Raw genomic sequence first — 16,534 nt, 5'->3', positions numbered from 1 at the left:
CAGGCGGGAATATACTTATTTATCCTTGGCAACGCAAGCGTTGGTATGCTAGATTACTTCGACATGGAGTCGACCCTGTCCGAGGAGGAGCGCCTCCTCGTCGACTCCGCCCGCTCGTTCATCGACGGCGAGGTGCCGGACATGGGGGACCACTGGATCGACGGCACGTTCCCGACGGAGCTCGTCCCGAAGATGGGCGAGATGGGATTCTACGCGCCGAACCTCGACGGCTACGGCCTGCCTGACGTGAGCGAGCGGGCGTACGGCCTGTTGATGCGGGAACTGGAGGCGTGCGACTCCGGGCTCCGCTCGATGGCGAGCGTCCAGGGCGCGCTGGTGATGTACCCGATCCACGCGTTCGGTAGCGACGAGCAGAAGGAGGAGTGGCTGCCGCGGCTCGGCGCGGGCGAGGCGGTCGGCTGCTTCGGGCTCACCGAGCCGGAACACGGGTCGAACCCCTCGGCGATGGAGACGATGGCCGAGCCGGACGGCGACAAGTACGTCCTGAACGGCTCGAAGACGTGGATCACGAACTCCCCCATCGCCGACGTCGCGGTCGTGTGGGCGAAAGACCACGGCGAGGAGGGGACGCCCGTCCGCGGGTTCCTCGTCGAGACCGACCGCGACGGCGTCACGACGAACAAGATCGACGAGAAGCTCAGCCTCCGGGCGTCGATCACGGGCGAGATCAGCCTCCAGAACGTCCGCGTCCCGGCCGAGAACCGCCTCCCCGGAGTCTCCGGGATGAAGGGGCCGCTGTCGTGTCTCACGCAGGCCCGCTACGGCATCGCGTGGGGCGCGGTCGGCGCGGCCGCGGACTGCTTCGAGGTCGCCCGCGAGTACGCCACCGACCGCGAGCAGTTCGGCAAGCCGATCGGCGGCTTCCAGCTGCAACAGGAGAAGCTCGCGGAGATGGCGACGCAGATCACGCTCGCGCAGCTGCTCGCCCACCGGCTCGCCGACCTGAAGGAGGCGGGCGAGATGCGGCCGCAGCACGTCTCGATGGCCAAGCGGAACAACGTCCGGACCGCCCGCGACCAGTCGCGGATCGCCCGCGAGATGCTCGGCGGCAACGGGATCACCGCCGACTACTCGCCGATGCGCCACATGGCGAACATGGAGACGGTGTACACCTACGAGGGCACCCACGACATCCACACGCTGATCCTCGGCGAGGACCTCACCGGGATGCAGGCGTACCAGTAAGCGGCCGCCACCGACACGCTCTTGCGCTCGCGCGGCCGACACGTCGACCGACATGCGCGTACGAGACTGGGACGACATCCTCGCGGACGTCGCGAGCGACTCGACCGACCCCGACGGCTGGCGCGCCGTCGCCGGCTCCCGCCGCGAGGGGCTCGGCGAGGACCTCTACTTCGGCCACCCGAGTGTCGGACTCTACCACCTGAAGACGTACGCGAAGAACCCCCGCGACCTCCGCGGCGTCGGGACGCGCGTCGCCCGCAAGGTCGACGACGAGCTCGACCCGCTCCTGCCGGACGCCGACAGCGACGGCCGGTTCGCCGTTCGGTCGGCCCCCGAGGACGAGGAGCACGCCGAGGAGATGGCGACGCGGCTCACGGAGACGCTGCGGGTCCACGCCGAAGCGCCGACAGACCCCGACCACCTCTTCGAGGACGTGATGGAGGCGGTCGAGTCGCCCGCCTTCGGCCCGATGGAGTACGAGTTCGACGACCGGCCCGACGAGCTCGACGAGCTGTCGGACACCTTCGAGGCGGCCGAGGAGCTGCTCACCTCGGAGCTCGACGACCTGATCGACGAGGACGACGTCGACCGCGGCTTCCACTGACTCCGGCGAGCGCGGCCGCCGCGGCCGACCGCCGACCGGACCGGGGTCGAGAGCGCCACATCGGTTTTATCCGTCCGCCGCCAACGGAACGCATGGGTCTCAAAGCAGACACCGCGAACGGCGTGATATCGCTCGGCATCGGCGTCGCAGTCACCTGGCTCGCGGCCGGCGACGGGGACCACGACACGACAGACCTCCTCGTCGCGGTCGCCGTCAGCTCCTTCCTCTCGGGCTTTTTCACCAGCTACTTCGCGAAGTGACCGTCGGGCGGGGCGGTCGTCGGGACCGCTCTCAGACCGCGGTCACCCACGCCTTGTACGCCTCGTCGAGCTCGTACACCTCGCGGAAGGCGCGCTCCATGAACCCCGCGACGCGGTTCGCGTCCGACCGCGCGGTGACGACGGCGTTGGTCCCCTCGGCCTCCTCGGGGCTGACCAGTTCGTCGATTCGGAACTCGGGGAACTCCCCGAGCAGGTCCTTCAGGCGTTCGAGCTCCTCGTCGGTACAGTCAAGTATCAGCTCCGTGCCCGCGAGCTGGATCCACGGGGGGACCTCGCCGCCCTCGGTGTCGTCGCTGTCGGGGTCGACGTCGACGGTCATCACGTCGCCGGAGCGCGCGCGGTGCGCGGCCGCGGCGTCGGCGAACAGCTTCAGCCGCTCGTCCTCGGTCGCGGCGTCGAATCGGGTCATACCTCCGCTCGGCCGCGACGGGGCTTAAAAATCCGCACTCTGCCCCGGCGAGGCCGCGCCGGCCGGCCCCGCCCCGCTCTGCCCCGGGCGACGGGTCCCGTCCGGCTCAGTCCCGCTCCGTCTCCGCCAGCACGTCGTCGACGACGGAGCGCGTCTCCTCGGCGGTCACGACCCGCTCGTCGGCCTCGCCGCGCTCGATCAGGGCCAGATCGGGGTCGTCGAGCGCGTGGCGGACCTCGGCCGCGCGCCGGAGCCGCTCGTACCCGTCGCTCCGCGCGAGTTCCCGCACCTCGCGCAGCGTCGCGACGACCTCGTCGTCGGCGATCCGCCCGACGAGCGGGACCAGCTCATCGATCTCGTAGGCGAGCTCGTCGCCCGGCTTCGGCGGCCAGTCGAGCGTCAGCGGCTCGCCGTCGAGCCGTTCGAGGTAGGTCCGGTGGACCGCGACCGCGGTCCGCAGCGCGCCCGGGTCGTCGACGTAGTGTTCGAGCTTCGAGTTCGTGTAGTCGGCGTACTCCAGCAGGGTCGCCGGCGGCTCCTCGCCGGCCGCGTGCGTCTCGACGTACTCCGCGAGGTCCGTCGGCGGCACGTCGACGTCGACGAACGGCGTCCCGTCGGCGCGGTCGAGGAACTCGAACACCTCCCGGGCGGACGCCGACTTGAAGAACTCGCGGAACGCCTCCCGGACCGCCTCGTCGTACGCCTCGATCGGGCCGCGGAGGCGAGAGAGGTCGGCGTCGAGGTCGGCGTCGGCCATCTCGGCCACCTCGCGGAGCCCGTCGAGCCGCGCCTCCAGTCGCTTGCGGGCCTCGCGGGCCGCCTTCCGGGCCGCCCGGTAGTCGTCGACCGCGTCGTCGTACGCCTCCAGGAGGTCGACGAACTCGCCGGCCGGCTCCAGCGCCTCGCGGGCGGCGGCGATGTCCCCCTCGGAGAGCCGGCGCTTGTCCACCGCCTCGTCGGCCGCCTCGAAGGCGTCGCCGGCGGGGACCTCGTCGCCGACGTCGACCGCCTCGCCGAACTCGCCGCGGAACCGGACGTACGACTCGAAGTCGCCGGAGCCGACCGCGTCCTCCTCGTAGCGGTCGAGGACGCGGTGCGCCAGCCGGTAGGCGTCCGCGGCGGCCTCGACCCGGTCTCGGCCGTACCCGTCGATCCGCGATTCGACCCGCCGGAGCTCGTCGTAGCGCTCGCGGAGCCGCGCGGCCGCCTCCCCCGCCTCGGCGACGGGGTCGTCGGCGTCGCTCTCGGCGTCGCCGCGGGCGGCCCGGGCGCTCCCCGTCCCGCCGTCCCCGTCCGCCATCGGTCAGTACACCTCGTCCGGGTCGAAGACGCGCTCACCGACGTTCTCGCCGTCTATCGTCCGGTGGAAACACGAGCGGTGGCCGGTGTGGCAGGCCCCGCCTTCCTGCTCGACGAGGTACAGCAGGGTGTCGGCGTCGCAGTCCACCCGGACCTCCCGGACCGACTGGGTGTGGCCAGACGAGCCGCCCTTGTGCCACAGCTCCTCGCGGGACCGGGAGTAGTAGTGGGCCTCGCCGGTCTCGCGGGTGCGTTCGAGCGCCTCGGGCGAGACGTACGCCAACATTAGCACTTCGCCGGAGTCGGCGTCCTGCGCGACCGCCGGCACCAGCCCGTCCTCGCCGAAGTCGACGTCGATCGGCTCGGCCTCCGCGTCGGCGTCACTCATGGCTGTCCGGAGGCGTGGCGCTCGAATAGTCCTTGTGTCTGCGGCCACCGGTCGGGAACGCATCGACGGCGGGCCGCCCCGCGACCGCTACGTGTCCGGGTCCCGTCGTAACACGAGCGCGTCGCCGTCGGCGTACGCGTCCGGTCGCCGCTCGACGACCTCGAAGCCGAGCGACTCGTACAGCGCGAGCGCGGCGTCGTTGTCGGGGTGGGCCTGGAGCGTCACCGGGCCGTCGGCGTCGGCGATCGCCGCGCGGAGCAGCGCGCGCCCCCGCCCCTCGCGCCTGAACGCGGGCGCGACGACGAGTTCCGCGAGGTGGACGCCGCGGCGGTTCGGCCCGTCGACCGGGAGCAGGTAGCCGACGACGCGGCGGTCCGCGACGCTCACGCGGGCGGCCCCCACCGCGAGCCCGTACTCCAAGAGGTCCGGGCTCGGCTGCCGGAGGTACGACTGGAGCTCGCGGATCCGGTCGGCGTCGCCGGGACGACCGGGGCGGACTCGGGGGTCGGGCTCGTCGGGTCCGGAGTCGGGGTCTGCGTCGTCGCCCGCCATCTCACACCACCGCCCAGAGCGCGACGGCGACGGCCCCGCCGGCGAGCGTCGCGAGGAAGTTCACGGCCTGGTTGCCGACCCGGTCGCCCTCGATCAGGGCCCCGAGGAGGCTGTCGACGGTCATCCCGGCGACGCCCGCGGCGACGACGGCCCCGGCTGCGGCGACGCCCCCCGAGACGACCGGGTCGAAGAGGGGAGCCCCGACGGCGGCGAGCGCGCCGACGAGCAGCGCGCCGACGAGCCCGGCCAGTTCGCCCTGCCAGGTGATCGCGCCGTCGGTGCCGGGCTCGACGCGCCGGAGCGTCGTCACCAGCCGCGGCCCGTCGAAGAGGCCGCCGATCTCAGACGAGAGGGTGTCGGCCATCGCGGTCGCCGTCGCGCCGGCGAACAGGAAGCCGAGCGGCGCGGCCGGGAGCGCGAGGTGGGGCGCGGCCGCGTAGCCGACGACCGCCGCGAGCGCGACCGCGGAGTTCGCCAGCACGTTGCCGGTGCCGCGCGCGCCCTCGTTCTCCTGTGCGACCCCGCGCTCCGCCTTCTCGTCGAACCGGTACTTCGAGGCCAGCCCGCCGATCGCGTAGAAGGACATGAGCGTGAGGAACCAGCCGACGCCGCCGAGGACGACCGCGAGCAGCGCCGAGACGACGCCCGTGAGCATCCCGGCCACCGAGGCGGTGCCGATGGCGAACGAGACGTAGCCGAGCGCGCCCGTCACCGCGAGGCCGACGGCGATGAGCGGCGCGCCCACGGTCGGCTCTAAGGCGAGGAACCCCCACGTCGCGAACGCGACGAGGACGCTGGTGATGTGGGCGTCCCGCGAGAACACCAACGAGCGGACGAGCGCGGCCGTCAGCGCGGCCGCCGCCGCGAGGAACGTCAAGAGCGGGACCGTCGCGCCGTCGACCGGCGCGCCGGTCTGGAGGCGGACCGCGACCTGCCCAGCGAGGGCGGCGGCCGTCCCGGCGGCGACGTAGCCGGCGACGAGCGTGAACTCGTCGCTCGTCTCGCGGGAGAGGAGCGTCCGGCCGAGGCGGCCGGCGGCGACTGCGAGCGTCGCGGCCGCGAACGCCTCGTACGGAAGCGGGACGCGCCCGAACGCGCGCGGCAGCGACGCGAAGAGGGCGAGCCCTCCGCCGGCGAGCGCGAAGGAGACGAGCCCGTAGAGGCGTTCTTCCTCGCGGTCGCCCGGGAGGGCGAGCGTCTCGAACAGTTCGCCGTCGCGGACGCCGAAGAAGGCGGCCCCGGCGACGGCGAAGAAGGGCACCGCGGCGGCGTCGCCGAGCGTCGGTGCGAGGGCCGCGAGGGCGGCCACCGCGGCGAAGACACTCTCGCGTCGGACCCTCCGTATCACACCCCCGGCTACCCGCGACGACCACTTAACGGTCCCGACAGCCGTCGGGCGGTCGAGCCGGGCGGACTCCGCCCGGCGGATGCCGAACAGACGCCGTCAGGATGCCGTCAGTACCGGTACTCGTTGAACTGGACCGCGTGTCCCTCCAGCACGCGGACGGACGCCTCCGGATCTTCCTCGTCGTCCCCGGTCCCGTCTTCGTGTGAGTCAACCACACTCATGTGTGAGCGAAGCGGTCGCTGGCATATAACTGTTGTCCACGCGGCGGAGGTGAAACGCTCAGCGAATCCAGCGTTCACCCGATGACGCGGTCGATCTCGCCGAGATGGTCGAGGACGTAGTCGGGCGAGACCGCGGACGCCGCGAGGTCGTCCGCGTCGGTGACGCCGGAGCGGACGAGGACGCTCGTCATCCCGGCGCGCTCGCCGAGCGCGATGTCCGTGTCGAGGCGGTCGCCCACGACGAGACACTCCTCCGGCGGGTACGGGAGCCGCTCGCGGACCATCTCGATCGCGGTGTCCGACGGCTTCCCGAGGACGGCGTCGGGGTCGCGCTCGGCGACGCCGGCGATCGCGTGGATCACAGCGCCGGACCCGGGCACGTCGCGCTCGGGAGCCGGGATCACCACGTCGGGGTCGGTGCCGATGAAGGGGATGTCGCGCTCCAAGGCCCACAGCGCCGTACAGAGGTCCTCGTAGTCGAACTCGCGGTCGATCGAGGCGACCAGCGCGTCGGCGGCGTCGACGTCGTCGGTCGTCGACAGCCCCGCCGCCTCGAACTGGTCGAGCAGTCCGGGATCGGCGACACAGAGCAGATCGTCGTCGGCGTGGTGTCGCCGGAGGTACCGCGTCGTCACGCTGCCCGCGGTGAAGACGCGGTCGGCGTCGACGTCGTACCCCGCCGCCCCGAGGCGGTCGACGTACGCGGGCGGTGCCTTCGTCGGGTTGTTCGAGACGAACAGCGTCTCGATCCCGGCCTCCCGGAGCCGGCGGTACCCCGCGGGAGCGCCCGGGATCGGCTCGTCGCCGCGCACGACCGTACCGTCGACGTCGAGGACGGCACCGCTGAATTCCATGCCGGGACTGCGCGCGCCACGGCCGTAGGGGTTGCGCCCGGATCCGCGTCGGACGACTCGGGCTCCCGCCGGACGACCGCCGCGGGCGACGATCGCCGACCCGAACCGAATCACGAACTCGGTACCAGTTCCATCTTCGGGATAACGGAAGGGTAAAGCGGCAGCGTTCCGTACCGGTGTCCACTGTGACGACGACCCAGGTGACCCTCGTCCAGATCGACAACTACGGGCCGTGGACGACGACGCCGGAGCCGCGCCGCGAGATGGACCTCCAGACGCTCCAGTCGCGCCTCTTCGCCGACGTGGCGCAGTTCCTCGGCCACCGCGACGCCTACGTCTTCTTCACCAGATTCGACAACATGATCGCGGTGACGAACGGCGTCGACGGCGCGGCCCACGCGACCCTTCAGGAGTCGATCGGCAACCGCTATCCGGTCAGCGTCAGCCTCGGGACCGCCGTCGCCGAGCGTCCCGTCGACGCGCTGGAGGCCGCGAACCGGCGGCTCCAGACCGCGGGCAGCGCCCAAGACGAGAGTCGCACGGAGGTGCTCGCCGGGGAGTACCTCTCGGAGACGAACCGGTCGGACCTCCAGGTGGCGCACTTCGACGTGGTCAACGCGACCGGGAAGTACACCGACCGACTCAACGAGTTCGACACGTTCATCAACATCGAACGGGCGTACGGCTCGCTGATGCGCCACCTCCGCGAGGCGCACGGGGCCCTCTCCTTCTTCGTCGGCGGCGACAACGTCGTGGCGGTCTGCCCGGACCTGCCCGAGACGGCGTTCTCGGCGGCGGTCGACCACGTCCAGGAGGACGTCGACATCGAGCTACAGGTCGGGGTCGGGCAGGGGGCCTCCGCGCACGAGGCCGGGTTCGCGGCCAAACACGCCCTCGAAGACTGCCGCCACGCCGGGACGAGCGTCGAACTGTTCGGCGCGCCCGCCGTCAGCGACTGACCGCGGGACGCGCTGCGGATCGGGGGCGAGGGGCACCAACCGAAATCAACTCTGATAATTTCGGTGCGAGATTTTTATACACCGGTCGGGAACCCCCGATCAGCATGTCAGAGGATATAGTGTTCGTCTGTACGGCGGACGGCTGTGACGAGGGCCCGTGGGAGGGCTCGCACGACGCGATGGCGCACTGCTCCGAACACCCCGACCACGGCTACACCGGGATGCCGCGGTCGGAGATCGACCCGAGCCGCGAGGTCATCCCCGCGACCGCGACGCGGGAACGCGACAATCGGAACCTCCAGCACAAGGGGCATCCGAAGGGTGCGCACGCGCAGAACGACTGACACGTCTCGGCGGACGGACCGCGCCCCCGGCGTCCGCCCCCGCCGCTGGTCCCGGCTCCCGGTCCTCGTCGCGCGCCGGCGCGGGGGACCGCGCTCGAACCGGTAGCCCTCCCCGTTCGCCCGATCCGGCGGCGTTTATGAGCGGCCCGGGCGTACGTCCGGGCATGGTCTCGGAGATCTTCGATCCCGACGCGTGGGAGCCCGTCACCGACGAGTTCGACGACATCACCTACCACCGCGCCGTCGACGTCCCCGCGGTCCGGATCGCGTTCGACCGCCCCGCGGTCCGCAACGCCTTCCGGCCGGGCACGGTCGACGAGCTGTACGCCGCGCTCGACCACGCCCGCAAGCAGGCCGACGTGGGCTGCGTCCTCCTCACCGGCAACGGGCCCTCGGAGAAGGACGGCGGGTGGGCGTTCTGCTCGGGCGGCGACCAGTCGGTCCGCGGCGGCTCCGGCTACGAGTACCGCGACGACGACGAGGCGGCCGACGAGGACGACCCGCTCGTCAAGGAGGCCCGCGCCGGTCGGCTACACATTCTCGAAGTCCAGCGCCTGATCCGGTTCATGCCGAAGCCGGTCGTCGCGGTCGTCCCGGGCTGGGCGGTCGGCGGCGGCCACTCGCTACACGTGATCTGCGACATGACGCTCGCCAGCGAGGAACACGGGAAGTTCCTCCAGACCGACCCGGACGTGGCCTCCTTCGACGGCGGGTTCGGCTCCGCCTACCTCGCGAAGCAGATCGGCCAGAAGAAGGCCCGCGAAGTGTTCTTCCGCGGGAAGACCTACTCCGCCGAGGAGGCCGAAGACATGGGGATGGTCAACGAGGTGATCCCGCACGAGGAACTGGAGGAGGTGGCCCTGGAGTGGGCCGACGAGATGACCCGGAAGTCGCCGACCGCGATGCGGATGCTGAAGTACGCGTTCAACATGGCCGACGACGGGATGGTCGGCCAGCAGGTGTTCGCCGGCGAGGCGACCCGGCTGGCGTACATGACCGACGAAGCGGCCGAGGGCCGCGACGCGTTCCTGGAAGGGCGCGAGCCGAACTTCCGGGACTACCCCTGGCACTACTGAGCGCCGGAGACCGCCACGGGTGAGGCGGATTCGGCGTCCCTCGCCGACGTCGCCGAGGTCACCTACAAGTACTCCGCCGTGCTATCTCACCCCATGCGCGTCGAGGAAGTGATGACGACGGACCTCGTGACCTGCGACGCCGACGCCGCGGTCCGAGACGCGGCGGAGCGGATGCTCCGCAACCGGGTCGGGAGCGTCGTCGTCACGGACGGCGGGACGCCCGCCGGGATCCTCACCGAGAGCGACGTCCTCCACGCCGCCTACGCCACCGACGACCCGCTGTCGACGATTCCGGTACAGAAGGCGGCGAGCGCCCCGCTCGTCACCGTCGGACCCGACGCCACACTCAGGACCGCGACGGAACGCATGCGATCGGAGGGCGTCAAGAAGCTCGTCGTCGTCGACGGGGTGACCCCGGCGGGGATCGTCACCACGCAGGACGTCGTCGACAACTACGCCGGGATCCGACGCGAGGTACACGACCTCGCGACGGACGCGACGGGGTGGTCGGAACGCTCCGACGGCTTCGGCGACTGAGTGATCCGGGCGGCCGGCGCGTCGACCCCTCAGTCGTCCCCCGCGATCCCCTCGGTGACAGCCATGTCGTCGACCGAGGGATCGTCCTCGGACGCGCGGAGGACGAACCGCTTGCGGATCGGGTCGGCCATGTAATCGCCGTCCCGGCGATGATCAGCGTGTCGCCCGGGAGCCGCGCCCAGAACAGCGTCTGGACGAGGCCGCCGTCGCAGAACTCGAGGCGGCGCGCGCCTGCGAGGCCGCCTTGCGGCCGAGCAGCGCCGCGCGAGGGAGTCGGCGGTCCGGAGCGAAGCTGAGGACCGCCGACGAGGCTGGGGAGGTGCGAGGTGCGATGCGGTGCGGGGCGGGTGGGACTCGAAGGGGCAGCCGCGAGGGCGAAGGCGCGGGACGTAAGCACCGCAGGAGCGAACGGAGTGAGCGACGAGGAGCACAGCGAGCGCACCGAGTCCTCGCGGCTGGGGCTTCGGGAGTATTCACCGCACCAGAAGCAATCCCATTCTCATCACCAACATCACACACGAAATACCTGTCCTGTAAGCAGGTTCGTCCTATTGGGTGACTCAGTAAGAGATACGTGAAAACAACATCCCATGACACCCAATTCCAGTAAGATCTCCGTATGGGGGAAGGGATTCGAACCACGGTCGGACGTGCTCGCTTCGCTGCGCGCGACCTCCCTACTTCGAATCCCTTCTATTCTCAGCGCTGTCGCTCGCGGTGTGCTCGCGACAGCGATGCGGGGGAAGGGATTCGAACCCTCGAACCTCTACAGGAGCGGATCTTAAGTCCGCCGCTTTTGGCCAGGCTCAGCCACCCCCGCGCGGATTCGGCTACCCGCGGCGGGGTGAAACACCTTTCGGAACCCCGGCCGGACGCCCTACCAGTCGACCGAGAGCGTCCCGTCGCCGTGCGGGTCCGGGGCGATCTCCTCGTCCGTCCGGCGGTCGACGACGTGGATCACGCCCGCCTCCTTCTTCGCGGGACACGCCTCCGCCGCGCGGACGTTCTCGGCTAAGTCCTCCTCGCCGATGTAGTACGTCTCCGGCTTCGCCATCCCGCTCACCACGTCCATCACCCAGTTGTCCGCGACCTCGGCGCACTTCCCCGCTCCGAAGCACTTGTTCGCCTCGAAGACGATCTTGTAGGGCTTCTCCTCCACCGGCGGCCCCTCGCCGCCGAGGTCGCTCGCGCGAAGTACCTCCTCACCGCCGTCGGTCGCGGCCTCCTCGCCGCTGTCGATCGCGGCCTCGTCGTCGCCGGTCTCGGCCTCGTCGCTCATGTCCGTCCCTCGGCGGCCGCGGGACTTTCGTCTGTCGGTCGTTCCCGCGCTCTCGCAAGGAGGGGGTCGCTCGCTCGTCCGCGTGGCCCGTGAACTACCCCTCGACGTGTTCCGCGAGCAGTCGTTCGGCGTGATCGGCCGACTCCGCCGACTCCCAGCGGACCTTCGCGGCGTCGCCGTACGCGAGCGCCTCCTTCAGCTCGTCGCGGAGGATCCCGGTCCCGAACCCGACCGTGTCGCCGTCGGGGTCGCCGAGTTCGTACAGCGCGTAGCGGTCCGGCGCGCTCCCGACCGTCGAGCGGTCGAGGTCGCGCCACGGTTTCGCGAGGCTCATCGGATGCGATCTGATATCGGGGCCTCAGCGATGCGCGTCGAGGCCGTCCTCCGGCCCCTCGACGATCTCGTAGCTCCCCTCGGTCCAGCCGTCCTCGACGAAGACGAACACCCGCCCGCCGGCGATCTCGGGGTCGGCCACGACCTCGTTGCGCTGTCCGTCGCGGCCGACGATCACGCCCGGGAACACCTCGTCGCGCTCGCCGTCCTCGACGATGACGCGGCCGACGCCGGAGTCTTCGAGGATCTCGTCGTCGGTCTTGTAGTCGTTCACGTACGTCATCACGCCCTCGGTCTCCGTGGGGTCGGTGACGAGGACGTGGGTCTCCTTGCCGGGACCCGCGGTCACCGACCCCTCGGCGGACTCGGGGACGCCCCGGTAGAGGGTCGTCCGCCCGTCGAGGTACTCGACGACGACGCCCTCCTCGCGGAGGTCGACGCCGATCGACGTGGGCGGCACGTCGCTGCGTGTTGGCGCGGACATACGCGTCGCTCGGGGTGCCGGCCTCAAAAGGGCCGCGCTCGGGGCTCGCGCCGGGTCGTTCCGAGGGACTACGGTCGGACGGCCGCGCGTCCGGGCGCTGTCAGCCGCGAGAATCGGCGTGCCACATTTAAGTTCCTGCCGCGGGGAGTGCGTGGCATGGAACGGACGCGACGGACGCTTCTGGGCGTCGGTGCCGCCCTCGTCGGGACCGCCGGGTGTCTCGGCGTCGAGGGCGTCGAGTACCCCGACGCTCCCGCGGACGCCGACGCCCCGGGCGACGCCGGCGATCCCGGCGACGGCCCGTCCGAAGACGGCCCTCCCGACGAGCCGGCGGACGCCGACGGCGAGCCGCCGACGCTCAACGCCGCGCTGGCGTCGGCGACGCGCGCGGTCGTCGACGACGCGGTGTGGTTCGCGACCGAGTACCCGGAGGCGGTCGCGACCTATCAAGACGCGGTCGCCGCGGCGGTCTCGACCGTCGAATCGGTCCGCGCGACCGTCGACGAGGAGGCGGCGATCACGGGCGACCAGGTGGACGCGGTCGCGGCCGCCGGCGAGGAGGCCGTCGCCCGCGCGGCCGAGGCGCTCGAACCCCACTTCTCGCCCGGCCCGCGGATCCGCGAGCGGGTCGACCCCCACGTCGAGGTCCTGCGGGAGTTCGCCCCCCGCGGCGACGTCGACCGGGCCCTCGAAGAGCTGGACCGGATGCGCGACGGCCTCTCGAGCATCGGGACCGACATCTACGTCGAGTCGGCGTTCTCCCGGGACCCGATCCACAACCGGCTGTTCCGCCGGCTGCTGGCACCCCTCCCGCCGAAGGACCCCGAACGCGGCCGGGTCACGGGCGGAGCGCTCGTCGAACTCGCCGTCGCGAGCCGCGGCTTCTCGGCGTTCGCGCACCGCCCGTACGACGACGAGCTCGCCCCCGAGCGCGTTCCGCGGATCTACGGCGACGCGTTCGGCTCCGAGCGCCGGCGCGAACTCCGCGCCCGGCTCGGGCCGATCCCGCAGCCGGCGGACCGCGTCGAGGAGCTGTTCGTCTCGTTCGCGGACCGGCCTGCCGTCGGGAACCGACGGCGAGACCCGTTCCGCGGCTGGGCCCGCGAACTCGACGGCGTCCCGGTCCACGTCCAACGGTATCCCGACGCCGAGACCGCCGCGGCCCGGCTCTCGACGGCACTCGACGAAGGGGCGACCGAGGGCCGCGCCGCAATCGACCCCGAGGCGACGCTCGCCGGCTCCGACTTCGGCGGGAACGGTTCCGAGCCGACGAACGACACGGCCGCCAACGCGACGGGCGAAGCGGGGGACGCGGTCGACCCCGGACCGACCGCCTGGTACCGCTTCTACCACCGCGAGGCGGAGGGCGAGCGGTACGGCTTCGACGAACACGCCGGCGTCCAGTACGGCTACGTCGTCCGGGCCGGCGAGTTCCTGCTCGCGACCGGCTTCTCCGGCGACGCGTGGGAGGAGCGGACCGGCTGGCGCGGCAGACTGCGGGACGGGTGGGTGACCGGCGCGTGAACGCGAACGAGATCGGGTTGGTGGCCGCGGTGTTCGCGCTCGTCGGAGCCGGCGTCGGCATCGTCGGCGCGGCCGCGACCGGCTGGGCCGAGGCCGCGCTGGCGACCGCCGCGACCGGCGAGACGGCGCGGTTCGGGCCGGTGTTCGTCGCGCAGTCGTACCTCGCCGCGACCGCGACGGTCCTCGTGGCCGCGGTCCCGCTGGCCGGCGTCATCGGCGTCCTCGTCGGGTCGCGCGCTCGGGGCGTCGTCTCTGCGGCGTCGACCTGCGGGTTGGGAACCGGTCTCGGCGCGCTGGCGTACGGGCTGGTGGCGGTCACGGTGATCGTCGTCTCGCAGGGCGACGCCGCGACGCAGGCGCACGGGATCGCCGACGCGCTCCTGCCGACGCTCGCGACCGCGTTCGTGTCCGGGGCCGTCGGCGCGTCGACCGGCGTCCTGGGGACGGTGATGCGATGACCCGCGACGCCGACGCGGAGCCGGACGGTCACCGCGACGCGGGCCCGGCCGCTCCCGACGAGGACCCTTCCCTCCGGCACGCGTCGCGGCGGGGCGTCCTCGCCGTCGGCGCGACCGGACTGCTCGCCGGTTGTCTCGTGACTTCCGAGGAGGAGAGCGTCGACGGCGACGCCGCCGGGCAGACGGACGACGAGGACGGCGGGGGCGGCTCGGACGCGGACGGCGGGGACTCGGGCAGTAACGCCGGAAGCGGCGAGGATGGTGCCGACGACGCGCCGGACGAAGTCGGTCCCGACGGCTCGGGACTGCTCGTCACGGAGGCGACCGTCCTCGACGTGACGAAGAGCGGCGGCCGGACGACGGTCGAGGCGCGCCTGACCGTCGAGAACGCGGGTCGCTTCGAGTACGGGACGGTCGAGTTCCGGATTGACGCGTACGCGACGCCGGCCGGGTCGGACGAGCGCGAGGCCGTCGGGTTCGAGTACGTCACCGAGCGGTTTTCGCCCGACAACCGGTTCGACGGCTCTCGATCCAGGCGGTTCACGGCCGAGATCACGTTCCCGAGTCGCCGGAGCAACGCCCGCGCGGACCCCGGCAGCTACGCGGTCGACGCGGCGGTGCGGCGCGCCGAACCGCTCTGACCGGCCGGGTTCCGGTACCCTCCGCGATCCCCGGCCGAGAGTCTCGCCGTGATCGCTACCTCTTTGTCCGCGCTCGCGAGCCGTGGATCCATGGAGGGACGGGCGGCGGCACTCGGTGCCGGGACCGTGTTGAACGCGCTCGCGACCGGCACGGGCGCGGCGTTCGGGATCGACGTCGAGACGCGCGCGACCGTCGAACTCGACCCCGCGGCCGACCGCGTCGAGGGGACGATCGCCGAGGACGCCGACGCCGACACCGACCTGATCGAGCGCTGCGTCGCGCTCGCGACCGAGCGCTGGGGCGACGGCGAGGGCGGGACGGTCCGGACCGACAGCGACGTGCCCCTCGCGGCCGGCCTCAAGAGCTCCAGCGCGGCCGCCAACGCGACCGCCCTCGCGACCTGCGACGCGCTCGGGCTCGCGGTCGGCGACGACCCGGACGACCCCGAGATCGACGTGACCCGACTGGAGGCGTGCCGGCTCGGCGTGCGGGCGGCCCGCGAGGCCGGCGTCACGGTCACCGGCGCGTTCGACGACGCGACCGCGTCGATGCTCGGCGGCGTCACCGTCACCGACAACGACGCGGACGAACTGCGCGTCCGCGAGCCGGTCGACTGGGACGCGCTGGTCTGGACCCCGCCGGAGCGGGCCTACAGCGCGGACGCCGACGTGGCGCGCTGCGAGGCGGTGGCCCCGATGGCCGACCTCGTCGCCGACCTCGCGCTCGACGGCCGGTACGGCGAGGCGATGACGGTGAACGGGCTGGCCTTCTCGGCCGCGCTCGGCTTCGACGCCGACCCCGCGGTCGAGGCGATGCCCCACGCGACGGCGGTGTCGCTGTCGGGAACCGGGCCGAGCGTCGTCGCCGTCGCGGCCCCCGACGACCCCGAGACCGACCTCGACGCGGTCGCCGACGCGTGGCGCGACCGGCCCGGAACGCTGCGGCGAACGACGACGAGAAACGACGGCGCGGCCGTCGAGTGACCCACCAATGAGCGAGACACCAAACCCCGAAGAGATGAGCCTGGAGGAACTGCGCCGCGAGATCGAGGACATCGACCGCGAGATCGTGGAACTGATCGCCCGCCGGACCTACGTCGCCGACACGGTCGCGGCCGTGAAGGAGGACCGGGACCTCCCGACGACCGACGAGGGCCAAGAGGAGCGCGTGATGGAGCGCGCGGGCGAGAACGCCGAGCAGTTCGACGTGGACGCGAACCTCGTGAAGGCGATCTTCCGGCTGCTGATCGAGTTGAACAAGGTCGAGCAGCGGGAGAGCCGGTAGCCGACGCCGAGGGCGTGGTCGCCTACTCGACGCCGTCCCGGATCACCATCACCTTCACCCGCCGGACGCCGTCGAAGTCGCGGAGGCGGTAGGTCAGTTCGCGGACGCGTTCGGCGTCTCCGCGGCAGAACAGCGATTCGAGACACCACTCGCCCTGATGGGTGTGGCTCGTGTTGAGGATCACGTCCTGGTACGCGTGTTGGACGCCGTGGAGCTCCCGGATGACGTCGTGGTGGCGGTAGTCGAAGCCCACGAGCGCGACGACCTCGCCCGTCGTCGATTCGAGCCGGGAATGCGCCTCGATGTACTCCGACATCGCCTCCCGGACCGCCCGCGACCGGTTCTCGATTCCCTCGTCGCGCCACACCCGGTCGAACTCCGCGACGGTCTCGTCCGGGATGTTGAAGCTCGTGCGCACGCTCTCGTGGTGAGCGCCGGGCCACAAGAACCCC

General features: G+C 71.9%; 22 protein-coding genes, 1 tRNA gene and 1 pseudogene. 12 read left to right on the top strand and 12 right to left on the bottom strand.

Annotated features, from left to right (window positions below):
• The first annotated feature begins 45 nt into the window (after window positions 1–45).
• The 3 genes from C472_RS13635 (at window position 46) to C472_RS17600 (ending at window position 2,070) form a co-directional block, all read left to right on the top strand.
• Window positions 46–1,206 carry an acyl-CoA dehydrogenase family protein gene (locus C472_RS13635; RefSeq protein ID WP_006630433.1) on the top strand — a complete coding sequence of 387 codons (1,161 nt, stop codon included), beginning with the start codon at window positions 46–48 and terminating at the stop codon, window positions 1,204–1,206.
• Window positions 1,207–1,258: 52 nt separating this feature from the next.
• Window positions 1,259–1,810: a hypothetical protein gene (locus tag C472_RS13630; protein ID WP_006630432.1), complete on the top strand. Its 552-nt coding sequence runs from the start codon at window positions 1,259–1,261 to the stop codon at window positions 1,808–1,810.
• 92 nt (window positions 1,811–1,902) lie between these two features.
• Window positions 1,903–2,070 carry a hypothetical protein gene (locus tag C472_RS17600; RefSeq protein WP_006630431.1) on the top strand — a complete coding sequence of 56 codons (168 nt, stop codon included), beginning with the start codon at window positions 1,903–1,905 and terminating at the stop codon, window positions 2,068–2,070.
• 31 nt (window positions 2,071–2,101) lie between these two features.
• On the opposite strand, the gene C472_RS13625 is transcribed toward C472_RS17600, so the two are convergent.
• The 6 genes from C472_RS13625 to C472_RS13600 form a co-directional block, all read right to left on the bottom strand.
• Window positions 2,102–2,500: a hypothetical protein gene (locus tag C472_RS13625; RefSeq protein WP_006630430.1), complete on the bottom strand. Its 399-nt coding sequence runs from the start codon at window positions 2,498–2,500 to the stop codon at window positions 2,102–2,104.
• A gap of 106 nt (window positions 2,501–2,606) precedes the next feature.
• A complete protein-coding gene (locus tag C472_RS13620; RefSeq protein WP_006630429.1) occupies window positions 2,607–3,800 on the bottom strand; it encodes a DUF7118 family protein in 1,194 nt (397 codons plus the stop codon).
• A 3-nt stretch (window positions 3,801–3,803) separates the two neighbouring features.
• On the bottom strand, window positions 3,804–4,187 hold the full coding sequence (hisI, locus tag C472_RS13615; protein WP_006630428.1) for a phosphoribosyl-AMP cyclohydrolase: 384 nt from the start codon (window positions 4,185–4,187) through the stop codon (window positions 3,804–3,806).
• 87 nt (window positions 4,188–4,274) lie between these two features.
• A complete protein-coding gene (locus C472_RS13610; protein WP_006630427.1) occupies window positions 4,275–4,739 on the bottom strand; it encodes a GNAT family N-acetyltransferase in 465 nt (154 codons plus the stop codon).
• Window position 4,740: 1 nt separating this feature from the next.
• The gene (locus tag C472_RS13605) at window positions 4,741–6,087 is read right to left on the bottom strand and encodes a DUF92 domain-containing protein (protein WP_049906660.1); all 1,347 of its coding nucleotides are present in this window, start codon (window positions 6,085–6,087) and stop codon (window positions 4,741–4,743) included.
• A gap of 295 nt (window positions 6,088–6,382) precedes the next feature.
• On the bottom strand, window positions 6,383–7,162 hold the full coding sequence (locus C472_RS13600; protein WP_006630424.1) for an HAD-IIA family hydrolase: 780 nt from the start codon (window positions 7,160–7,162) through the stop codon (window positions 6,383–6,385).
• A 185-nt stretch (window positions 7,163–7,347) separates the two neighbouring features.
• On the opposite strand from C472_RS13600, the gene C472_RS13595 reads away from it, so the two are divergent.
• The 4 genes from C472_RS13595 (at window position 7,348) to C472_RS13580 (ending at window position 10,078) form a co-directional block, all read left to right on the top strand.
• Window positions 7,348–8,121, top strand: coding sequence for a GTP cyclohydrolase III (locus tag C472_RS13595; RefSeq protein ID WP_006630423.1), 774 nt, complete (start codon window positions 7,348–7,350; stop codon window positions 8,119–8,121).
• A 104-nt stretch (window positions 8,122–8,225) separates the two neighbouring features.
• On the top strand, window positions 8,226–8,465 hold the full coding sequence (locus tag C472_RS13590; protein ID WP_049906658.1) for a hypothetical protein: 240 nt from the start codon (window positions 8,226–8,228) through the stop codon (window positions 8,463–8,465).
• Window positions 8,466–8,629: 164 nt separating this feature from the next.
• Window positions 8,630–9,541, top strand: coding sequence for a 1,4-dihydroxy-2-naphthoyl-CoA synthase (locus C472_RS13585; RefSeq protein ID WP_006630421.1), 912 nt, complete (start codon window positions 8,630–8,632; stop codon window positions 9,539–9,541).
• A 93-nt stretch (window positions 9,542–9,634) separates the two neighbouring features.
• Window positions 9,635–10,078: a CBS domain-containing protein gene (locus C472_RS13580; RefSeq protein WP_006630420.1), complete on the top strand. Its 444-nt coding sequence runs from the start codon at window positions 9,635–9,637 to the stop codon at window positions 10,076–10,078.
• Window positions 10,079–10,107: 29 nt separating this feature from the next.
• Here C472_RS13580 and C472_RS17845 read toward each other — a convergent pair.
• The 5 genes and pseudogenes from C472_RS17845 to C472_RS13560 form a co-directional block, all read right to left on the bottom strand.
• Window positions 10,108–10,322: pseudogene (locus C472_RS17845) on the bottom strand (hypothetical protein); the annotation flags it as partial.
• A 491-nt stretch (window positions 10,323–10,813) separates the two neighbouring features.
• Window positions 10,814–10,898 (bottom strand) — tRNA-Leu (locus tag C472_RS13575).
• 57 nt (window positions 10,899–10,955) lie between these two features.
• Window positions 10,956–11,357, bottom strand: a complete 402-nt coding sequence (locus tag C472_RS13570; RefSeq protein WP_006630418.1) for a ferredoxin — start codon at window positions 11,355–11,357, stop codon at window positions 10,956–10,958.
• Between the two features lie 94 nt (window positions 11,358–11,451).
• A complete protein-coding gene (locus C472_RS13565) occupies window positions 11,452–11,691 on the bottom strand; it encodes a DUF7508 domain-containing protein (protein WP_006630417.1) in 240 nt (79 codons plus the stop codon).
• Window positions 11,692–11,715: 24 nt separating this feature from the next.
• The gene (locus tag C472_RS13560) at window positions 11,716–12,174 is read right to left on the bottom strand and encodes a DUF5796 family protein (RefSeq protein ID WP_049906656.1); all 459 of its coding nucleotides are present in this window, start codon (window positions 12,172–12,174) and stop codon (window positions 11,716–11,718) included.
• 156 nt (window positions 12,175–12,330) lie between these two features.
• Between C472_RS13560 and C472_RS13555 the strand changes: the two genes are divergently transcribed.
• From C472_RS13555 to C472_RS13535, 5 genes are all read left to right on the top strand, one after another.
• Complete coding sequence (locus C472_RS13555) at window positions 12,331–13,698, top strand: hypothetical protein (protein ID WP_006630415.1); 1,368 nt, start codon at window positions 12,331–12,333, stop codon at window positions 13,696–13,698.
• A complete protein-coding gene (locus C472_RS13550; protein ID WP_049906667.1) occupies window positions 13,695–14,156 on the top strand; it encodes a hypothetical protein in 462 nt (153 codons plus the stop codon). Before C472_RS13555 ends, C472_RS13550 begins: the two co-directional genes overlap by 4 nt.
• Entirely contained in the window at window positions 14,153–14,797 is a 645-nt protein-coding gene (locus C472_RS13545; RefSeq protein WP_006630413.1) for a hypothetical protein, read from the top strand. Before C472_RS13550 ends, C472_RS13545 begins: the two co-directional genes overlap by 4 nt.
• Window positions 14,798–14,887: 90 nt before the next feature.
• Complete coding sequence (locus tag C472_RS13540) at window positions 14,888–15,781, top strand: shikimate kinase (RefSeq protein WP_006630412.1); 894 nt, start codon at window positions 14,888–14,890, stop codon at window positions 15,779–15,781.
• Window positions 15,782–15,788: 7 nt separating this feature from the next.
• On the top strand, window positions 15,789–16,082 hold the full coding sequence (locus C472_RS13535; RefSeq protein ID WP_049906654.1) for a chorismate mutase: 294 nt from the start codon (window positions 15,789–15,791) through the stop codon (window positions 16,080–16,082).
• Between the two features lie 22 nt (window positions 16,083–16,104).
• Here C472_RS13535 and C472_RS13530 read toward each other — a convergent pair whose 3' ends face one another.
• Window positions 16,105–16,500, bottom strand: a complete 396-nt coding sequence (locus C472_RS13530; protein WP_006630410.1) for a CopG family ribbon-helix-helix protein — start codon at window positions 16,498–16,500, stop codon at window positions 16,105–16,107.
• Window positions 16,501–16,534: the final 34 nt, after the last annotated feature.

Source organism: Halorubrum tebenquichense DSM 14210 (assembly GCF_000337415.1).
In the GTDB taxonomy this organism is placed as follows: domain Archaea; phylum Halobacteriota; class Halobacteria; order Halobacteriales; family Haloferacaceae; genus Halorubrum; species Halorubrum tebenquichense.
The sequence above is the reverse complement of the archived record's forward strand: the minus strand, read 5'-3'. Positions and strand labels throughout refer to the sequence as shown.

Coding starts and splice junctions, on each gene's coding strand:
- C472_RS13635 (WP_006630433.1), top strand. CDS start 46: ATGCTAGATTACTTCGACATGGAGTCGACCCTGTCCGAGGAGGAGCGC.
- C472_RS13630 (WP_006630432.1), top strand. CDS start 1,259: ATGCGCGTACGAGACTGGGACGACATCCTCGCGGACGTCGCGAGCGAC.
- C472_RS17600 (WP_006630431.1), top strand. CDS start 1,903: ATGGGTCTCAAAGCAGACACCGCGAACGGCGTGATATCGCTCGGCATC.
- C472_RS13625 (WP_006630430.1), bottom strand. CDS start 2,500: ATGACCCGATTCGACGCCGCGACCGAGGACGAGCGGCTGAAGCTGTTC.
- C472_RS13620 (WP_006630429.1), bottom strand. CDS start 3,800: ATGGCGGACGGGGACGGCGGGACGGGGAGCGCCCGGGCCGCCCGCGGC.
- hisI (WP_006630428.1), bottom strand. CDS start 4,187: ATGAGTGACGCCGACGCGGAGGCCGAGCCGATCGACGTCGACTTCGGC.
- C472_RS13610 (WP_006630427.1), bottom strand. CDS start 4,739: ATGGCGGGCGACGACGCAGACCCCGACTCCGGACCCGACGAGCCCGAC.
- C472_RS13600 (WP_006630424.1), bottom strand. CDS start 7,162: ATGGAATTCAGCGGTGCCGTCCTCGACGTCGACGGTACGGTCGTGCGC.
- C472_RS13590 (WP_049906658.1), top strand. CDS start 8,226: ATGTCAGAGGATATAGTGTTCGTCTGTACGGCGGACGGCTGTGACGAG.
- C472_RS13585 (WP_006630421.1), top strand. CDS start 8,630: ATGGTCTCGGAGATCTTCGATCCCGACGCGTGGGAGCCCGTCACCGAC.
- C472_RS13580 (WP_006630420.1), top strand. CDS start 9,635: ATGCGCGTCGAGGAAGTGATGACGACGGACCTCGTGACCTGCGACGCC.
- C472_RS13570 (WP_006630418.1), bottom strand. CDS start 11,357: ATGAGCGACGAGGCCGAGACCGGCGACGACGAGGCCGCGATCGACAGC.
- C472_RS13565 (WP_006630417.1), bottom strand. CDS start 11,691: ATGAGCCTCGCGAAACCGTGGCGCGACCTCGACCGCTCGACGGTCGGG.
- C472_RS13560 (WP_049906656.1), bottom strand. CDS start 12,174: ATGTCCGCGCCAACACGCAGCGACGTGCCGCCCACGTCGATCGGCGTC.
- C472_RS13555 (WP_006630415.1), top strand. CDS start 12,331: ATGGAACGGACGCGACGGACGCTTCTGGGCGTCGGTGCCGCCCTCGTC.
- C472_RS13545 (WP_006630413.1), top strand. CDS start 14,153: ATGACCCGCGACGCCGACGCGGAGCCGGACGGTCACCGCGACGCGGGC.
- C472_RS13540 (WP_006630412.1), top strand. CDS start 14,888: ATGGAGGGACGGGCGGCGGCACTCGGTGCCGGGACCGTGTTGAACGCG.
- C472_RS13535 (WP_049906654.1), top strand. CDS start 15,789: ATGAGCGAGACACCAAACCCCGAAGAGATGAGCCTGGAGGAACTGCGC.